This is a genomic window from Alcanivorax sp. DP30 (genome assembly GCF_009882945.1).
In the GTDB taxonomy this organism is placed as follows: Bacteria; Pseudomonadota; Gammaproteobacteria; order Pseudomonadales; family Alcanivoracaceae; genus Alcanivorax.
Genome location: NZ_WTUY01000004.1, coordinates 521,205 through 537,731 on the forward strand (window position 1 = coordinate 521,205; position 16,527 = coordinate 537,731).

The following is a 16,527-nucleotide window of genomic DNA, read 5'->3' on the forward strand; positions in this document are numbered from 1 at the left end:
CCACACGCAAGGCTAGCGGGTCGGACGGGGGCCAAACAGGGCGGTACCCAGCCGCACCACGGTGGCCCCTTCTTCAATGGCCACCGGGTAGTCCGCGCTCATGCCCATGGAGAGCGTGTCGAGGGCGGGCATTGTATTGCGCAATTGTGACAGTGTCATGGCGAGCTGTCGGAAAGCGTGACGGCTGCCATCCTTGCTGTCTGCCCGGGGTATGGCCATCAGCCCGCGCAGGGCCAGATTGGACAGTTCGGACGCCGCCGTGGCCAGCGCCTCCACTTCGGCCAGCGCCACCCCGCTCTTGCTGTCCTCGTCATCCACATTCACCTGAATGCAGATATTCAGAGGCGGCAGCCCCGCCGGGCGCTGCTCGCTGAGGCGGCGGGCTATCTTGAGGCGATCCACCGAATGCACCCAGTCAAAACGCGCAGCGATATCGCGGGTCTTGTTGGACTGAATCGGGCCGATGAAGTGCCAGACCAGGTCCCGTTCCGCCAGCGCATCCATCTTGTCCAGCGCTTCCTGCAGGTAGTTTTCGCCGAAATCCCGCTGCCCCTGGTCTGCCAGGGCCGCCAGCTCCGGGGCGCTACGGGTCTTGCTCACCGCCAGCAAGGTGACTGCGGCAGGGTCACGCCCGGCCTGCTGGCAGGCCTCGGCAATCTCCTGGCGAAGGGTAATCAATGGCGTTTTGGGCTCGTGCATGGGGGACCTTGTCGTGTGATTTGTTGCCGTGGCCGTCCGGCGGTACTTTCCTACCGAAGACGAATTCCCACTGCAGTTCCTTGAACGCCCGAAAAGGTCGGGTTACTTTAAGGCGCATTAGGACGATTTTCTGAGGCCGTCGGGTTGCCGTCGGTCTGCATAATAACCCTACATAATAACGGAAGGGGACGCTCACCATACCCTTTCCACAACGCACAATAACGCCAGAAGACACCATGGATATTACCGAGCTGCTCGCCTTCAGCGCCAAGAACGGCGCGTCTGACCTTCACCTCTCTGCAGGACTGCCCCCCATGATCCGGGTCGACGGTGATGTTCGCCGCATCAACTTGCCCGCCATGGAGCACAAGGAAGTTCACGCGCTGATCTACGACATCATGAACGACAAGCAGCGCAAGGACTTTGAGGAATTCTTCGAGACTGACTTCTCCTTCGAAGTACCCGGTGTGGCCCGTTTCCGGGTCAACGCCTTTAACCACAACCGCGGCGCCGGTGCGGTGTTCCGGACCATTCCTTCCAAGGTACTGACCATGGAAGACCTGGGCATGGGCAAGGTATTCCAGAAGGTATCCGAATTTCCCCGTGGCATCGTGCTGGTGACCGGCCCCACCGGTTCGGGCAAGTCCACCACCCTGGCGGCCATGCTCGATTACATCAACAACACCCGTTACGAGCACATCCTCACCATCGAGGATCCCATCGAATTCGTGCATGAATCCAAAAAGTGCCTGGTGAACCAGCGGGAAGTCCACCGGGACACCCTGGGCTTCTCCGAAGCGCTGCGCTCCGCCCTGCGGGAAGATCCCGACATCATTCTGGTGGGTGAGATGCGGGATCTGGAAACCATCCGCCTGGCACTGACCGCGGCGGAAACCGGCCACCTGGTGTTCGGCACCCTGCATACCACCTCCGCCGCCAAGACCATTGACCGGGTGGTGGACGTCTTCCCCGCCGAAGAAAAATCCATGGTGCGCTCCATGCTGTCGGAATCCCTGCAGGCGGTAATTTCCCAGACCCTGATGAAAAAGAATGGCGGCGGCCGGGTGGCGGCCCACGAAATCATGATCGGTACCCCGGCGATCCGGAACCTGATCCGGGAAGACAAGGTGGCGCAGATGTACTCGGCCATCCAGACCGGCGGTGCGCTGGGCATGCAGACGCTGGACCAGTGTCTGCAAGGGCTGGTACAGAAAGGTGTGGTTGCCCGTGATGTGGCCCGCGAGAAAGCCAAGGCCCCGGATTCCATCTAAACCCGCCCGGCGTTAACGGATATGAACAACAACCGCTTCGGGCGATTGCCCGGGCATGCAGGCAAGCGACATGGAATTTGAAGAGCTACTCAAACTGATGGTGCAGAAGGGCGGGTCCGACCTGTTTATTACCGCAGGTGTTCCCCCCAGCATGAAGGTCCACGGCAAGATCCTGCCGGTGACCAAGAATGCCCTTACCCCGGACATGACCCGGGACATCGTGTTCGGTGTGATGACAGAAAAACAGCGCAAGCAGTTCGTCGATGAGCACGAGTGCAACTTCGCCATTTCTGCCCGTGGCATTGGCCGTTTCCGGGTGTCTGCCTTCTACCAGCGCAACCTGGTGGCCATGGTGCTGCGTCGCATCGAAACCAAGATCCCCAACGTGGACGAACTGCGTCTGCCGCCGGTCATTAAAGAACTGGCCATGACCAAGCGGGGCCTGGTGATTTTCGTGGGCGCCACCGGTACCGGTAAATCCACCTCGCTGGCGTCCATGATCGGCCACCGCAACAAGAACTCCAAGGGTCACATCATCACCATCGAGGACCCCATCGAATTCATCCACCAGCACCAGGGCTGTATCGTCACCCAACGGGAAGTGGGCATCGATACCGACAGCTTCGACGTGGCACTGAAAAACACCCTGCGTCAGGCACCGGACGTGATCCTGATCGGTGAGATCCGGACCCGGGAAACCATGGACAAGGCCATCGCCTTCGCCGAAACCGGTCACCTGTGTCTGGCTACCCTGCACGCCAATAACGCCAACCAGGCGCTGGACCGGATCATTCACTTCTTCCCGGCCGACATGCACGACCAGCTGTGGATGGACCTGTCCCTGAACATGAAGGGCATCGTCGCCCAGCAGCTGATCCCGACCCCGGATGGCAAGGGCCGTCGTGCCGCCATTGAGGTTCTGCTCGGCACCCCGCTGGTTCAGGATCATATCCGCAAGGGCGAAGTGCACATGCTCAAGGAGCTGATGCGCAAGTCCCGGGAACAGGGCATGCAGACTTTCGATCAGGCCCTCTACGACCTCTACACCGCCGGTGAAATCACCTACGAAGACGCCATGCTCCACGCGGACTCCCCCAACGACCTGCGCCTGATGATCAAACTCGGCAACGAAACCGATGCCTCCAGCCTGGACGTGGCAACACGGGGATTGAGTATCGAGGACACGGAGTAAGGCAGTTAATAATTAACACCGAATAATTAATAGCTGCGCGGCGAACCTGGTCGCCAGTCTTGCAACGGCAGAGGCCGCGCTCAAGTGATTGGGCGCGGCCTCTTGCGTGGTCAGCATGGGTTTCCCCGGCAGCTGGTGCGGTTATTGGCTGCGCTCACTCCTTCGGGGCCGCCGCTTCGCTTGGCGGGGGACGAACCCGGGCGCCCGGCAAGCGCGTCCACCACCAATCACCGCTCCCCCGCAATGATCTCTGTAGCCTCTGTGGTAAAACCGCGTTTGATCCAGACCGCTACCTGCGCCAGGGCACCCTCAAGACTGCGGGTTCCATGCTTCGAAAGGGATCGTTTTCCGTCGAACTGAATTCGTCCACTGTGACAGCCCCACGGAATATTGCAGAATGATGGCATGAATCAGCCTGCTACCCTTTTTGAAACCCGCACCGCCGATGCCGGGCACTTTGTCTCCGGCGTGGGGCTTGCCCAGTTGTATTACGGGGCCGAACGGCTTGGCCTGCCGGCAGCGGAAATTCTGGCGCGCAGCGGGCTGGATCCTTCCGCCGCCCTGCAGCCCATGGCACGAGTCCCCACCGGGCAACTGGAAGCCTTCCTGCAGGAACTGGTACTGGCCAGTCAGGACGAACTGCTCGGTATGCACATTGGCCAGCAGATGATGCCCGCCATTTTCAATACCCTCACCTCACTGGCGTTCAGTGCCACCAGCCTGCGCGAGGCGCTGCTGTTCACCACCAAGTACCAGGCTCTGGTGGGCGGTAATTCCGGCGGCTTCCATGTGGAGCAGCTGGATAATGGCAACATGGTGCTCACCGCCTCCATGGTCACGCAGCAACCCGTACTGCGCCGCCATCTGATGACCAACCTGATCCTTTTGGGTACCGCCATGGTGCGCTTTATCACCGGGCAGCCAAATCTGGCACCACTGACGATAAAACTGGAGCACCAGGCCGTCAGCGAAGAAGAACGTTGCGCCTTTGAAACGCTTGCCCAATGCCCGGTGCAATTTGGGGCCAGCAGCAATCAGGTGGAGCTGGACAGCGCCACCCTCAGCCTGCCCATCAATGTCTTCAACGACCAGCGCCTGGTGCAGGCCGAAGCCGCCGCCCAGGAACAACTGGCCGCGGTTCAACAGCAAGAAGACCTGATTGGACAGATTCGCTGGCTGGCCCGGGACCTGATGCTGAGCGGCCTGCCCCGTCGCAAGACCGTCGCGGACCGGCTCAATATCGGCCTGCGCACCCTGGACCGGCGCATGGCGGAACACGGCCTGTCCTGGCAGGAACTGCTGGATGAAACCCGCGAGCAACTGGCCTGTGATTACCTCAAGGTCACCAGCATGACCGTGGCAGAAATCAGCCAGCGGCTGGGCTTCTCCAACACCCGCTCCTTCCAGCGCCGCTTCCAGCAATGGGTCGGCATGACGCCCTCGCAGTATCGAGAGCAACAGCAAACTGCCTGACGCCCCCGCATTGTACTGGGATACCAAGTTGCAGGACCGTGCTTGCACGCGAACCTGCTGGTGCGCTTACCTCTGATTCTGCGCTACCCGCCTGACCAGCGACGCCTGCGCGTCGTGATTTGTCACCTCCCTGACGACTTTTACCTCTGACCTTCCCCTCCCCTGGAAAGCAACAATGACGGTTCGCTCTGAGACCTTTCCCTCAGACGGAGCCATCGATGACAAAAACAATAATCATGGCCCTGTTGCTGTCCCTTGCCAGCCACAGCCAGGCCCGACTACAAGCCCTCAATGACGCCGAGCTGTCCAATGCTCACGGTGCAGGTATTGCCGTGGCGCTGGATAATTTTCGCTATCTGATGGCGCCCACCAGTTATTTCGAACAGGTGGGCATCAGCCCGGCTGGCGCCTGCTCCGCTGATGGCAACACCAGCGGTAACGCGTCCTGCTGGCGACGTGGGGACCTGCGCTGGTACGGCATCAATCTTTCCGGTGCCGGCAGCGGCGGCAGTCATTGGGATGAAAGTCTCTGTGATGCGTCTTCCCTGTCTTGCCCGCGCGGCGGACAAATCAACTGGTTTTCGCCGTTTGATAACCCCTATGTGATGCGTGCCTGGTCCCCTCGGGGCATGGCCTGGGACGGCGGCATGATCAATCAGGATGCCTCCAGCCCGGACAAAACCATCTATGAATTTCTGGCTCCTTCCAGCCAGCCGGACTACACCCTCTCCTTCTGGGGTGAGATTGAAGCGGGCGCAACCCGCAACAGTGCCACCCAGATGCTGACGGCTGGACAGGGCATCAACAATCCCAGCGGCGGCGGTCTGTTGAAAAGCCAGACCATTATCCGTGGCAATGCGGCGGGCAGTGCTTTTCGTCTTTTCCAGCACACCGAACCGGGTAACGAAACCTTTGGCATGCTGTACCACAGCTACCTGCGAGGGGACTTCCGGTTTAGCGTCGCACAGGCCAGTGGCGCCAGCACCGATGCAATCGGCCAGGCCCCGGTCTTCGAAGGAGAGGAAGGGATGATCTTTCGTAACGTGGAGGCCTTCCTGCCTTTTGGCCAGCTCTATTACCAATCGCTGGTGCTGGGGCCGGTGGGCAACAGCGGAGACTTTTATCTTGAGCTGACCCCCATCCCCAACAACCCCACTGTTTATAACCGCTTTTACGGGCTGGATGCTGGCGATGTGCGTGGCTTTGAAACCGCCCGCACCGCTACCCGTGACTGGCAGACTCCCTGCGCCAGCGGTGATGCCGCCTGCCAGAATTATCGCCTCTCCCATGGCTATGTCCGCTATGGCGACTGGTATCCGGCCATGGCCGGCTGGTCCGCCCAGGGCACCCGGGAAACCCTTAACGCCAGCAATGACGGCATCATCTTTCAGGCCCGCAGTGGCAGTACGTTCAATGCCTTTGCCAAGCGTCCGATACGCATCGATAAACGTGGCGAAACATCCAGCATGCATCAAACCCAGAATTACAACTGCGACCCGAACAACCCCGGCGTCTGTTTTGGTCCAGCAGAAGGACCCATCACCAATGGCCCCGGCAACAACAATCGTTACTACACCACCGACCGGGTAAACCTGGGCTCGGCAAGAATTGAAGGCCTGCTGATCAACCAGTTCCACATGGAAAGCTGTCGCCCGGGGGTGTGCTGATGCGCGCGATTTTTTTCTTGCTGGTACTTCCGGTACTGGGCGTAAAAGCCGACAACCTGCGACCGCTGGATGATCAGGAGATGGCCGGGATCGCCGGACAGGCGGGCCAGGGGGTTCAGCTGACGCTGATGCTGCGCAATAACGTGGACGACTCAGGCAATCCTATAGGTTGCACGTCTGGCGGATTGAATCCCTGCCGCATGGGTTTCGAGTTTTCCGCCCGCGACGGGATCTGGTTGATGCTGAAAGATTACTACGGCGAGCTGCAGATCAATGACCTGCGCATCGACAACGCCACCCTCCCTGGCGCTAACACCTCTCACTTTGATGCCGACCGTTTTCGTTCTGTGGAAGGCAACTGCCTGATTGCCGGCTGCAACCCGGCCGGCTTGCTGTCACTACGTACCTACTACCCCTTCCACAAGGGGGTGGGCATCTACAACGACGTGAATCTGTTCACCAACATCGGCCGAGTGGCGCTGGAATACGACGACACGCTCAACAACATTCCCGGTTATATGCGCGATGCCGCCAGCGGCAGCGTACTGGGCTTCCGTTCCACGGACAGCCAGGCACTTAACGCACCGGCCAACATGCGATTTGAAGGTGAGGCTTATGTGTTTGGCTTCTAAAAAACTGTCAGTGTCGCTGACACTTCTGCTAACCGCGCTGCTGGCATTCAGTAGCACCGCACAGGCTCGCCTGGAGCCCATGGCAGATGCCGCTTTGTCAGACGTGATTGCCCAGGACGGCAGCCTGTTTCTGTCTGACCATATCTCGCCAAATTCCCTGGCCAACGCACCAGGTGACGGCTCAGCGAATTTTGATTTTTACCGCATGGGGCTGGACGTCAAACTTGATCTAAACGCCAACATGGCCAAATTTCAGCTTGGCTGCGGTGGCGTCAACGATCTGCTTTCCAGCTCTGCCGCCTGCGATATCGATATTGATTATCTGAGTTTCATGGGCGTGAACAACGAGGGGGATTTCCCGTCTCTGGATGGCCCGGAAAGCGCCTTCGAACTGATTCGTCCCTATGTGGAGCTGGCGATCAAGAATGATGGCGCTTCCACTTTGCGGGAAGTGGTCGGCCTCAAGGTGGGCGGCCAACGTATCAATGGCGCACTCAGCATCGGCAGAGACTATACCGGCTCCAGCAAAGCGTCCGAAGGCTTCGTGGGGCCAGGTCTGGAAAGCAACCTGATCAACCAGGAACATGGCGGCACCTGCAACCCTTCTGCCACAACGGGCCAGGGGGTAGTGAATTGTCACTCAGGTATCAACAGCGTATCCGGTTTTTTGTCACTGGAACTGTCAGCCGCGATCCGGGCCAGGGCCAATTTGCTCGGTTTTGTAAATGCAGACCTGAATACCTGCTTTGGCCGTATGTCTCCGTCCCAGTACGGTTGCAACGCCGGTTCAACACCTTTCTTTGTAGATGCCGGCGGCACCCGCCTGCAGACCCTTCATGTCGCGGCAGCCAAACTCACCGTCGACAATATTGATTTGAACTGCAACATCTTCAATGCGCTGGTTTGCTACCCGGCTCAAGGTGTCGCCAACCTGATCATCAATGAAGGTTATGGCCAGCTGCGCATTGACATGCGCCAGGTACACTACCTTTTGACGCCAGACACCGAAAACTTTTTCCTCTCCGTGCAAAGAGAAAAAGTCTCATGGCCGAACTACAGCAAGGCTCCGCCACCCAGCAACATTCCCTATGACGCCTGCAATCCTTCTTATGGCCAAATACCCGGGAATGGACGTTGTTCCAGTGGTTATTCACCAACGGCCAACACAGGCTGGTGGCTCAATGCCCCTGGCGCCAAGATACTCAACATCAACCCACCTGATCGTATCAATGTGGGTTATGTAGACCTGGGCACTGCAGTCAGCCTGCTCGGGCCGGAAGGCCGCCTGCTGATCGACAACCCGAAAATTGACCTGCCCCGCGTATCCAACTGCTACGGCAGCGCGGTGTTTTGTTGAGGGGGCGGTCATGAAATCGCAGATCTCTCTGTTGCTGTTCACCAGTTGCCTGCCTGTCACATCACTGGCCTTGCAGGCCATGGACGATAGCGCCCTGTCCGGGGTCACCGGGGCCGACGGCGTGTCCGTTTCCTTCAATAGCACCACAGGGATCAGCGCAGAGCGTCTTGAATGGATCACCGATGATGACGGCCTCAATGATGGCTCCTGCACCGGCGGAATCAGTCACCAGCATGCCTGTACCCAGCTTCAGAACATCGCATTGCAAGGCGTGGGCGGCGCACTGAATCAACAATGGCATGTGGATGTGGGCAGTGATGGAAGCGGCAATCCCTATCTGGGGCTGTCCGGCAGCTGGGACCCACAGCAACTGGAAATCGGCGGGCTCACGTTTGAAACCGCCGCGGATGATGCGTCAACCCGCTCACTGGGTTCACTGGCATTGATCTCATCCGGACAGTTCGCACTCTCTAACCGCGGTGGCCCTTTCAATGCCGCCGATAACTTTGCGGCTCTGAATTTTTCCATGAATGGCGACCTGTTCTACCGTCAGGGTGGACCCGGTAGCGCCGAATTGAGTTTTGCCAATCTGTTCATGGACACACGGTTCACAAACGGCGCCGCGGCGGGACAGACCGATGCCACCGGACGTATCGGCATTGATGGCCAGGGCCTTGTCATCGACGCGCCCTTTGCCGAACTGAATCTGGGATTTGATCTGGCCTTCAAGGCGGCAGCCACAGATTATGACCAGGCCGGAAGAAGCAACCTGCTGCGCTTTGGCTGGCAGGGTGGTCTGGTCAATCCCGTATGGCGCCTGACACCCGGTGGCTTTGGTTACAACACTTACCTGAATGGTGCGGATACCTACCAGGACTTTGATGGTAGCCAAACCGGCCAACGCTCCCAGGGCATCAGCCTCTATACCGCCTGGGACTTTGACAGCGATTTCTCACTCTCCCTTGGCGAGGCCGGAGGCAATGGCACCGTCGCGCGGTTCAGCAACTGGCAACGGTTGGGCACTGCGCCCGGACCCATGTTCGCATTACCCATCATCTTCGATGTCTTTCAGGGAGGCGTTGGCCCCGCAGGGCTGTGCGCGGGCAGCGCCACCTCCGGTGTCATAGACCAGACCTCCTGCACCGCAGCAGGGGGAGAGTGGTATGCCAACGCACTGCCGGGTGCCGATGAAGCGGCTTTCGGCATTCTCATGCGTGACGGCCGCCTGCTGGCCTACAACACACTCATCGAAGTGGAAGATCCTCTTGCCGGAGGAACGGTCACGCCAGTGGATTGGGGGGCGGCCTTTACCTTTGGCAAGCTGGATGCCGATATCTTCCTCTACCCCTACGGTCGTGCGGATGGCGCAACGGTTACCACCACCGATACAGGTATTCGTGCTGACATCAATCTTGTTGCGCAATCACCGGATGCCTGGCGCCGGGCCAACAGCAGTAGCGCGGCGGTACGTGCCACCTCCGGCAACGGGTGGCAGACCAACACGCACTTCATGATGGTGGACACCCAGGCCAACACCGGGGTCGGCTTCATCAATGGCGATATCATTTATCAGGCACGGGATCTGTTCTTGCGCGTCACCCACGGCGACAGCCGCTATCCCGATCTGCCCGGGGGCTTGTGGCTGCAAACCGACAACCTGGCACAGTATCGTTTTCGTGCCCTGTTTGGCGGTGGCAGCATGGATGACTTGAGCTACGACGCGCTCACCAAAGTCTCTCTCATTGACGTCAACCTGGAGACTGACCAATTCCTGTTTGCACTGAACCCCCTGCCCGTGGATGGCGCCACAGGCGCTGCGCCCATCGGCTTTAATGGGCTGCTGGACCTGGACGGCAGTTACCTGCGGGTGGGTGAAATCTCCAGCCCGCAGTCACAGTTTTTCGTGAACGACGTATCCGGCCGTGTGGCATGGCGCGATGGCAGCATCGCCATGGTGTCCGGCCAGCACACGGCAGACGGCCTTCCTCAGCTCGCAATCAGTAACGATCTGGATATTGGCGAGTCCGCCCATTTTGGTGGCGCCCCGGGAGATCCCCTGATCGGCACTATCGGTTTCGGCTCTGAAGCCTTCGGGCGCATGGTCATTCCAGCAGGAAGCTGGCACAGCGACGTGATTCTGAAAATCCCCTGACGGCAGAACGACAACGGATAACAATAATGAAAACAATCTATCGGTTTTTGTGCGTTTCTCTTTTCTTGCTTGGCATCATTGCCTTGCAAGGCTGCGCCATGTTTGCGCTTCATCCGGAGCGCAACCCGCTTCCTGAACAGTACGTGGCGGCAGAAGGCGCCACCAGCGTGGTACTGGAAAGCCAGGACCAGCTCACCCTTTTTGGCCAATGGTGGCTTCCCGAGGGCCAAAATAAACCCCGGGCGGTGGTGCTGCTGCTACACGGCACCATCGCACACTCTGGGCTTTATTCCCCCATGGCCAATTTTTTTTCCCGGCAAGGCTTCGCGGTTTTCGGCATTGATCTGCGAGGCTGGGGCCAGTCACAGGGTTTCGGTCGCAACGGCGTGATCGGCAACTATGATGAATACCTGCTTGATCTTGATAGTGCATTCGCGGAAGTAAAGGCACGCTATCCCGATCTTCCCCTGTATCTGCAAGGCGAATCCATGGGCGGCGCCATTGCGCTGCTGTCCCAGATCGAAAAAACCATAGAGGTGGACGGGCTGATTCTCAATGCGCCGGCGGTGAGACCAGGACTCAGCGTCGGCCCGCTCAGCTCTCCCCACTGGCTATCCAACTTTGGGTTATGGACGCTATCCCAGCCTGGCAAGGTATTCCCCAACATGCCCGCGTTTTACCACGGCAAACTGGTTGAGCATGTTGGAATCGGATTGCTTCTCAAGGAAGAGGAAAACCAGCAGGCTTTCCATGATGATCCCTTTGCGACACACAAGGCGCTCCCGCTCAGCTATTTCACTGGCCTGCAGGATGCCACCACCCGTGTTGAGGAAGGCCTGTCAGATGTGCATGTGCCTGTGCTGATACAACAGGGTACCCGTGACGTGCTGGTGCCGGTGGCATCCAGCGAATTCACCCTGGAAAACCTGGCCAGCGACGACAAGACCCTGAAAATGTACGAGAAAATTACCCACGCCACGCTGCATGACCGACGCCGTGAAGAAATCTGGGCGGACATCGTCAGCTGGATGGAAGCGCGCCTGCCTGCCGATAATGCCACACCTTCAGCACTGACCATGCAGAACGACACCTCACCACGCCCCAATGTCCCGTAGGAGCCTGCCTGCAGGCGAAAGGGCAAATTGAGTTAAACGTTGAACTTTAAACTCAATAATTCGACCGCAGGGAGATCATTCTTTCTACAACTCGAAATACGTTTCTGGAATCCTTACCTCGCTTGGGCTCGGATCGCGTGCAGGCACGCTCCTACAGCGGCTTCGTGGAAACTCCGAAAATCCGGGAACTTTTCCGCCTTTCTCAATCCAATCAGCGTAGCTTGTAGCTTGTAGCTTGTAGCTTGTAGCTTGTAGCTTGTAGCTTGTAGCTNCCTGCTATCAATAATGGGGCGGCGGGGCATCTTCGATCTGGGCAGACTCGAACGCCTCGGACAGATCCACCAGGCGATCGACCATCTTGCGGCAAGCCTTCTCCAGCTCATCAATTTTCTGCTGCTGGTCACTGACCACCTTGTTGAGGGCTTCGATCAGGTCTTCCTGATAAGCCAGCTTGGTTTCGATATCAATCAGACGCTCGTCACTCATGGGAACTCTCTCTATTGCTCTCCCGCAGGAGCGTCGCTGGCGGCGCGATGCAAACCCAGGATCAAAAGCATTTTCATCACAGAGGGCACAGAACTCACAGAGTAAAACCCTCTTTTCTCGGTGAGCTCTGTGCCCTCTGGTAAATCTGCCTTTAATGATGTTGGTTTATCGCGCCGCCAGCGACGCGCCTACAGAAACGGCTGGTGCACGCAGCAAGACGCCCGCGTCTTGTAGCTCGTGCCTTGTGGCTGCTCTTCCCCATTGTACTGGCCTGAACGCCAGATTTCCGCTATGGTTTCACCCGTCTTGGGGGAGTAGTCGCTCGAACCGCTTTCCTCGCTGAACAGCCTCAAGGTGGCCGTCAACATAGTTGCGCCTCATGCGCATGGCGTCCACGCCCGCAGTCTCCGTACCGTGGGCTGACGAGACCTGAGACACGACTTGCATTCCGCTGGGGCGGGATTGGCAGGTGGTGTCTCTGTGTCGTCGCAATCCCGCCCCTCTGGAAATGATTCATGGAAGCCACCCTCAGCTCCTTCTTACTGGTCGCTCTCGGTGAAATCGGTGACAAGACCCAGCTGCTGTCACTGGCCTTGATCCTCAAATTCCGCAAACCCTGGCCGATTCTCGCTGGCGTGGTGATTGCCACCCTGCTCAATCATGGCGTGTCCGTCTGGTTTGGTGACTGGCTGGCCGATGCTGTGCCCATGGAATGGATGCGCTGGATTCTGGGCATCAGTTTTATCGCCCTGGGCCTGTGGATGCTGATTCCCGATGGCGACGAAGACATCAGTAAAGAACCCAAATATGGGCCCTTCCTCACGGCGCTGGTGCTGTTTTTCATCGCCGAGATCGGCGACAAGACCCAACTGGCCACTGTGGCCCTGGCGGTCCAGTTCAAGGACCAGTTCTGGCCCGTCTTGTCTGGCTCCACCCTCGGCATGATCGCCGCCAACCTGCCAGTGATCTGGCTGGGGCACCAGTTCGGCAGTGCCAGACTGGAAACCTGGGCCCACCGCATCAGCGCCGTGCTGTTTGTGGGCTTTGGCATCTGGGCGCTGGTTTGAGTAACCGCGTCACGCAGCAGGCATCACTCGGCACACTGAAAGCCTGATACAATCAGGCTAATTTTTTATGTGCATGCCTGTTGCGTGCTGCCTGCTTGCGAGTCTTGTTATGGCCCTTACTGCCACTATCTTCAAAGCCGAGCTCACCGTTTCAGACCTGGACCGGGACTACTACGCCACCCATAACCTGACCGTAGCGTTGCATCCCTCTGAAACCGAGTCCCGGATGATGTTACGGCTGCTCGCGTTTGCCCTGAACGCCCACGAGGATCTTGCCTTCTCCAAGGGGCTATCCAATCCGGAAGAACCGGATCTCTGGCTGCACAACCCCAACGGCACCGTCGACCACTGGATCGAACTGGGCATGCCTGATGAGAAACGGCTACGCAAAGCCTGTGGCATGGCAGAGAAAGTCACCATCTACTGTTACGGCCCCCGCGCGCCCCAGGTCTGGTGGGACGGCATCAAAAACAAAGTGCAGCGTTTTGACAATCTGTCCGTCTTATATATTGAACACGACAGCGAAGTTGCGCTGGAAGCGTGCGTAAACCGCACCATGCAACTCCAGGCCATGATTCAGGATGGCCAGGTGTGGTTTGGCACCACCGACAATAATATCGAAATAGGACTTGAGGCCTGGTACCCCGCAGAAAAATAACGGCCAGCCTCTCAGCCGGACAGGGGGAAACATGCGGAACGCGGCATTACTGATTGGCTTTACCTCACTGGTTTTTTTTATGGGCTGGTGGATCAGCGATGACAAAGTGGCGCCGCCGGCACAACGCTGGCTGGAAACAGACAACACGCCCAATGAGGCGTATCAGTATCTGGTCAACCTTGTCGGCGTAAATGAACCCTTTAACCGTGAAATCATTCAGCAGCGTCTCAGCCAATCCCGCTCACCCATCGCCGCCAGTGTCGATCACCTGGCCGAGCTTGAGGATGAGAGCCTGCTCTGTGAGGCATACTCGGCATCCTGCCTGCAGAATCAGCAACAAAAACGTGACGAAGCCCATGCACTGCTGACGCGCTATGCCTTGCAGCTAGAACACTATCAGCACTTCCTCGCATTTGAGCATTTTTCCGATAGAACCCCAGCCGGTCCCGACAGCGCATTTCCCCGTTATCACCAACTGCTGTCGCTGGCACGACTGCAATCTCTCCAGTGGGCACTGAATGACAATGGCGGCGAGGGGCTAGCTGATGAAATCGTGCGACTGCGCAAACTGTTAAGCCAGGATCACAGCCTGCTGAGCAAGTTGACGGTTAGCCAAATGCTATCCGAAAAGCTTCAATTAGCTGCCTTGCTGATGCAACAGGGGCAACAGATACCCCTCAGTCAATATGGCCTGTCATACGATGAAAGAAGCCTTCGCTCTGCTCTGACTTTTGAGTTCCGCCTGGCCACGGCGGTGCTGGAGAGCGATTGGGAAACAGAGGATCTGGGTATTGCAGGGTGGCTTGAACACCTCATGCTTGTGGCAGGTCTGCGCAAGAACATGACCACCAATCGGGCTTTTCTCTACTTTGAACATTATGCCGATCTTTCAGAAAATCCCAGCGCGGTCATCGCCAGCGACGTCTACAAAATGCCCTCGCCAACCTGGCCTCAACGGGTTCGCAACCCGGTGGGCAATCATCTGCTCGATAGTGCCTTTCCCGACATGCCGGAATATCTTTACCGGCTGGCCCATCTCGATGCACAGCTACGGCTATTAAGCTGGTTTCGGCACCCTGACCAGACGCTACCCAATCCCTGGTCACCCGATGGCGATGGCAACCTGCAGAAGACAGGAAAGGAAATGTGTTTCCCGACCAGTTTCAATACCGATAAGGCGCGTTCCTGTCTGCCATTACTGACGGGTGGATCTTGAAAACAGAAGGCATAACCCCACTTCTTCAGAACACCTTCAACGGGACGCCTGACCATGGCCATTGAACTGACCTGCTCCCACTGCGGAACCATCAATCGCGTGCCTGAAGAACGCCTGCGCAACAACCCGGTCTGTGGAAAGTGCCGCCACGCGATCCTGGATGGCCAACCGCTCTCGGCCAGCGATGCGGGCTTTCAACGGCTGGTCGACCGGAATGGTTTGCCCCTGGTCCTGGACTTCTGGGCCAGCTGGTGCGGACCCTGTCAGCAGTTTGCCCCTACCTTTCAGGCCACCGCCGGGCAATTCGCCACCCAGGCCCGCTTTGTAAAAGTCGATACGGAACGCTGCCCGCAAACCGCAGCACGGTTCCAGATTCGCTCTATTCCGACCCTGATGATCATCAAGAACGGCAAGGAAATTGCCCGGCTAGCCGGCGCCTTGCCAAAAGCCCAATTCACACAATGGGTTAATCAGCAGCTTGGCGTATCCGCGTAATCTTTTGGCCGTGGCGCCCCTGGCTCGGCATCGCTGGTCTTGTCATCTCACCTGACCTTGCGGAAGATACCTGTCACGCAGATTTAACGGGCGCCTTCCCATGTCAGAACTGATTCTTCATCATTACCCGCTCTCCCCCTTTTCCGAGAAAATCCGTGCCATGCTCGGTTATGCCGACTTGGGCTGGCAATCCGTTCAGGTTCTCGAACGGCCACCTCGGCCACTGCTTGCCCCCCTGGCTGGAGGCTACCGAAAAATCCCCGTGGCACAGATCGGTGCGGATGTATTTTGCGATACACGAACCATCAGCCGCGAGATTGCACGGTTAAGCAACAAACCCGAACTGGTGCTGGAAAACTGCTCTGATCAGGTCCAGGCCTTTGTCCGTGAAGTGGATCTGGATATTTTTCTCGCCTGTATTATTTCCGCCGGGAACCTGACACTTCTGCGCAAAGTGTTGAAAACGGCCAGCTGGACCGAGCTGGTGAAGCTGCTCTGGGATCGGGTGCGCATGGGTAGCAAGGCCAGGGTCAAGACCCATAGTCCGAGACAAATGAAGCGCATGGTCCGTGATCATCTGGACAGGCTGGAAGCCATGCTCGACGGACAGCCTTTCCTGTTTGGCGAACACCCCAATGCCGGTGACTTTTCGGCCTACCACAGCCTCTGGTTTCAGAGAGACCTGGCAGAGCAAAAGCATTTTAGCCGCTATCCCGGAGTCAACGCATGGATGGATCGGATTCAGGCATTTGGGCAAGGCGAGCCCAGGGAGATCAGCGGGCAAGATGCGCTTAACATCGCGAGTGCAGGCGCACCAAGAACACTGCCCGCCTCCAATCACGACTCGGATCTGCTCAATCGTGTGGTCACCATTGCACCTGACGATTACGGCAGAGACCCGGTGACCGGCACATTGGTGGCCAGCGATGACAGGGAATGGATTGTTGTGCGCCAGGAACCCTCACTGGGGAACGTGGCCGTTCATTTTCCCAAACAAGGTTTTATCATCAAGGCCGCATAGCATCGCGCGGACGTATTCACGTCCGC

Annotated in this window: 15 protein-coding genes; 13 read left to right on the forward strand and 2 right to left on the reverse strand. The window is 58.0% G+C overall.

Translation table 11 applies throughout. From position 1 onward, the window contains the following. Nucleotides 1-12: 12 nt before the first annotated feature. Nucleotides 13-699, reverse strand: coding sequence for a YggS family pyridoxal phosphate-dependent enzyme (locus tag GQF00_RS08780; RefSeq protein ID WP_161318780.1), 687 nt, complete (start codon nucleotides 697-699; stop codon nucleotides 13-15). 236 nt (nucleotides 700-935) lie between these two features. Here GQF00_RS08780 and GQF00_RS08785 point away from each other — a divergent pair, with 236 nt between their 5' ends. From GQF00_RS08785 to GQF00_RS08820, 8 genes are all read left to right on the forward strand, one after another. Then, nucleotides 936-1,970 (forward strand): type IV pilus twitching motility protein PilT, encoded by a 1,035-nt coding sequence (locus tag GQF00_RS08785; protein ID WP_161318781.1) that lies wholly within the window; start codon nucleotides 936-938, stop codon nucleotides 1,968-1,970. 70 nt (nucleotides 1,971-2,040) lie between these two features. Continuing rightward, the gene (locus tag GQF00_RS08790; protein WP_161318782.1) at nucleotides 2,041-3,162 is read left to right on the forward strand and encodes a PilT/PilU family type 4a pilus ATPase; all 1,122 of its coding nucleotides are present in this window, start codon (nucleotides 2,041-2,043) and stop codon (nucleotides 3,160-3,162) included. Between the two features lie 405 nt (nucleotides 3,163-3,567). Beyond that, nucleotides 3,568-4,635: an AraC family transcriptional regulator gene (locus GQF00_RS08795; protein WP_161318783.1), complete on the forward strand. Its 1,068-nt coding sequence runs from the start codon at nucleotides 3,568-3,570 to the stop codon at nucleotides 4,633-4,635. Between the two features lie 218 nt (nucleotides 4,636-4,853). Continuing rightward, complete coding sequence (locus GQF00_RS08800) at nucleotides 4,854-6,302, forward strand: hypothetical protein (RefSeq protein WP_161318784.1); 1,449 nt, start codon at nucleotides 4,854-4,856, stop codon at nucleotides 6,300-6,302. Then, nucleotides 6,302-6,934, forward strand: a complete 633-nt coding sequence (locus GQF00_RS08805) for a hypothetical protein (RefSeq protein WP_161318785.1) — start codon at nucleotides 6,302-6,304, stop codon at nucleotides 6,932-6,934. Before GQF00_RS08800 ends, GQF00_RS08805 begins: the two co-directional genes overlap by 1 nt. Beyond that, the gene (locus GQF00_RS08810; protein ID WP_161318786.1) at nucleotides 6,918-8,291 is read left to right on the forward strand and encodes a hypothetical protein; all 1,374 of its coding nucleotides are present in this window, start codon (nucleotides 6,918-6,920) and stop codon (nucleotides 8,289-8,291) included. The genes GQF00_RS08805 and GQF00_RS08810 overlap by 17 nt, the downstream gene beginning before the upstream one ends. 10 nt (nucleotides 8,292-8,301) lie before the next feature. Beyond that, on the forward strand, nucleotides 8,302-10,443 hold the full coding sequence (locus tag GQF00_RS08815) for a DUF6160 family protein (RefSeq protein WP_161318787.1): 2,142 nt from the start codon (nucleotides 8,302-8,304) through the stop codon (nucleotides 10,441-10,443). Between the two features lie 26 nt (nucleotides 10,444-10,469). Next, complete coding sequence (locus GQF00_RS08820; protein WP_161318788.1) at nucleotides 10,470-11,558, forward strand: alpha/beta hydrolase; 1,089 nt, start codon at nucleotides 10,470-10,472, stop codon at nucleotides 11,556-11,558. 279 nt (nucleotides 11,559-11,837) lie between these two features. On the opposite strand, the gene GQF00_RS08825 is transcribed toward GQF00_RS08820, so the two are convergent. Further along, nucleotides 11,838-12,044: a SlyX family protein gene (locus tag GQF00_RS08825; RefSeq protein WP_161318789.1), complete on the reverse strand. Its 207-nt coding sequence runs from the start codon at nucleotides 12,042-12,044 to the stop codon at nucleotides 11,838-11,840. 515 nt (nucleotides 12,045-12,559) lie between these two features. Here GQF00_RS08825 and GQF00_RS08830 point away from each other — a divergent pair. The 5 genes from GQF00_RS08830 (at nucleotide 12,560) to GQF00_RS08850 (ending at nucleotide 16,501) form a co-directional block, all read left to right on the forward strand. Next, nucleotides 12,560-13,111 (forward strand): TMEM165/GDT1 family protein, encoded by a 552-nt coding sequence (locus GQF00_RS08830; RefSeq protein WP_161318790.1) that lies wholly within the window; start codon nucleotides 12,560-12,562, stop codon nucleotides 13,109-13,111. A gap of 109 nt (nucleotides 13,112-13,220) precedes the next feature. Continuing rightward, nucleotides 13,221-13,769, forward strand: coding sequence for a YaeQ family protein (locus GQF00_RS08835; protein WP_161318791.1), 549 nt, complete (start codon nucleotides 13,221-13,223; stop codon nucleotides 13,767-13,769). 31 nt (nucleotides 13,770-13,800) lie between these two features. Continuing rightward, nucleotides 13,801-14,985 carry a hypothetical protein gene (locus tag GQF00_RS08840; RefSeq protein ID WP_161318792.1) on the forward strand — a complete coding sequence of 395 codons (1,185 nt, stop codon included), beginning with the start codon at nucleotides 13,801-13,803 and terminating at the stop codon, nucleotides 14,983-14,985. Nucleotides 14,986-15,039: 54 nt separating this feature from the next. Further along, nucleotides 15,040-15,480 carry a thioredoxin TrxC gene (trxC, locus tag GQF00_RS08845; RefSeq protein ID WP_202560435.1) on the forward strand — a complete coding sequence of 147 codons (441 nt, stop codon included), beginning with the start codon at nucleotides 15,040-15,042 and terminating at the stop codon, nucleotides 15,478-15,480. A 100-nt stretch (nucleotides 15,481-15,580) separates the two neighbouring features. Then, nucleotides 15,581-16,501 carry a glutathione S-transferase family protein gene (locus GQF00_RS08850; protein WP_161318793.1) on the forward strand — a complete coding sequence of 307 codons (921 nt, stop codon included), beginning with the start codon at nucleotides 15,581-15,583 and terminating at the stop codon, nucleotides 16,499-16,501. Nucleotides 16,502-16,527: the final 26 nt, after the last annotated feature.

What these genes read in the sequence shown, in the direction of transcription:
- GQF00_RS08780 (WP_161318780.1), bottom strand. Translation starts at nt 699, where the DNA reads ATGCACGAGCCCAAAACGCCATTGATTACCCTTCGCCAGGAGATTGCC.
- GQF00_RS08785 (WP_161318781.1), top strand. Translation starts at nt 936, where the DNA reads ATGGATATTACCGAGCTGCTCGCCTTCAGCGCCAAGAACGGCGCGTCT.
- GQF00_RS08790 (WP_161318782.1), top strand. Translation starts at nt 2,041, where the DNA reads ATGGAATTTGAAGAGCTACTCAAACTGATGGTGCAGAAGGGCGGGTCC.
- GQF00_RS08795 (WP_161318783.1), top strand. Translation starts at nt 3,568, where the DNA reads ATGAATCAGCCTGCTACCCTTTTTGAAACCCGCACCGCCGATGCCGGG.
- GQF00_RS08800 (WP_161318784.1), top strand. Translation starts at nt 4,854, where the DNA reads ATGACAAAAACAATAATCATGGCCCTGTTGCTGTCCCTTGCCAGCCAC.
- GQF00_RS08805 (WP_161318785.1), top strand. Translation starts at nt 6,302, where the DNA reads ATGCGCGCGATTTTTTTCTTGCTGGTACTTCCGGTACTGGGCGTAAAA.
- GQF00_RS08810 (WP_161318786.1), top strand. Translation starts at nt 6,918, where the DNA reads ATGTGTTTGGCTTCTAAAAAACTGTCAGTGTCGCTGACACTTCTGCTA.
- GQF00_RS08815 (WP_161318787.1), top strand. Translation starts at nt 8,302, where the DNA reads ATGAAATCGCAGATCTCTCTGTTGCTGTTCACCAGTTGCCTGCCTGTC.
- GQF00_RS08820 (WP_161318788.1), top strand. Translation starts at nt 10,470, where the DNA reads ATGAAAACAATCTATCGGTTTTTGTGCGTTTCTCTTTTCTTGCTTGGC.
- GQF00_RS08825 (WP_161318789.1), bottom strand. Translation starts at nt 12,044, where the DNA reads ATGAGTGACGAGCGTCTGATTGATATCGAAACCAAGCTGGCTTATCAG.
- GQF00_RS08830 (WP_161318790.1), top strand. Translation starts at nt 12,560, where the DNA reads ATGGAAGCCACCCTCAGCTCCTTCTTACTGGTCGCTCTCGGTGAAATC.
- GQF00_RS08835 (WP_161318791.1), top strand. Translation starts at nt 13,221, where the DNA reads ATGGCCCTTACTGCCACTATCTTCAAAGCCGAGCTCACCGTTTCAGAC.
- GQF00_RS08840 (WP_161318792.1), top strand. Translation starts at nt 13,801, where the DNA reads ATGCGGAACGCGGCATTACTGATTGGCTTTACCTCACTGGTTTTTTTT.
- trxC (WP_202560435.1), top strand. Translation starts at nt 15,040, where the DNA reads ATGGCCATTGAACTGACCTGCTCCCACTGCGGAACCATCAATCGCGTG.
- GQF00_RS08850 (WP_161318793.1), top strand. Translation starts at nt 15,581, where the DNA reads ATGTCAGAACTGATTCTTCATCATTACCCGCTCTCCCCCTTTTCCGAG.